Below are 1031 nucleotides of genomic sequence, written 5' to 3' on the forward strand. Positions count from 1 at the left end.
GCAGCCGCGGCTCCTACTACGAGCAAGCCGATTTCGCCTACGACTACAACTCGCCCAAGTGCCAGGTCAAGATCGGTTGCTGGGGTCCGGTGGTGAACTGCAACGTGCCCAAACGCGGATGGATGTCCGGAGTCGGGGGATGCCCGAACGTCGGCGGCATCTGCATTGCCTGCACCATGCCCGGATTCCCGGACATGTTCATGCCGTTCATGGACGAACCACCCGGGGGCAAGCTGTCTTCCACGATCAACAAACCGTACGGGGCGTTCATCCGGCGACTTCGCGGCATCACCAACAAGGTCGTCAACCAAGAACCGAAGTGGCGGCACAACGAAACTGAGCTCACCACGGGATATGAACCCCGCTGGCGACCGTGATCAAACAGCTGATGTGGACGAAGGGTGAGGGAGGAGAGAGATGGCCGCTGAGGCCGGAATTGAAAAAGACCAGTCGAAGCTGGTCGAGATGTCCTGGGATCCGATCACCCGGATCGTCGGAAATCTCGGTATCTACACCAAAATAGACTTCGCCAATCAGCAGGTTGCCGAGTGCCACAGCACTTCCTCACTCTTCCGCGGCTATTCGGTCTTCATGAAGGGAAAAGACCCTCGTGACGCCGGGTTCATCACCAGCCGGATCTGCGGGATTTGCGGGGACAACCACACGGTCTGCTCGAACTACGCACAGCAGATGGCTTACGGGGTCAAGCCCCCGCCGCTGGCCGAAGCGATAGTCAACCTCGGCGAAGCAGCCGAGTACATGTTCGACCACACCATCTTCCAGGACAACCTGGTGTTCGTCGACTTCTGCGAAGCCATGGTCCGGGAGACCAACCCGAGCCTGCTGCAGCGAGCCGACAGCACCGAAGCGCCCAACGGCGGGGTGCACGGCTATCGCACGATCGGCGACATCATGCGCGCGTTCAACCCGTTCGAAGGCGCCATCTACAAAGAAGCGCTGCAGGTCAGCCGGGTCACCCGGGAGATGTTCTGCCTCATGGAAGGGCGGCACGTGCACCCTTCCACCGTTTA

General features: G+C 60.2%; 1 protein-coding gene and 1 pseudogene. Both read left to right on the forward strand.

Going from position 1 to position 1031, the window contains the following annotated elements; all coding sequences use genetic code 11:
• Positions 1-377: pseudogene (locus tag SREC43747_RS0119235) on the forward strand (hydrogenase expression protein HypE); the annotation flags it as partial.
• Between the two features lie 40 nt (positions 378-417).
• On the forward strand, positions 418-1031 hold a 614-nt coding region (locus tag SREC43747_RS0119240; RefSeq protein ID WP_029723000.1), incomplete at its 3' end, for a nickel-dependent hydrogenase large subunit.

It is taken from the genome of Saccharopolyspora rectivirgula DSM 43747 (assembly GCF_000497205.1).
GTDB classification, from domain to species: Bacteria; Actinomycetota; Actinomycetes; order Mycobacteriales; family Pseudonocardiaceae; genus Saccharopolyspora; species Saccharopolyspora rectivirgula.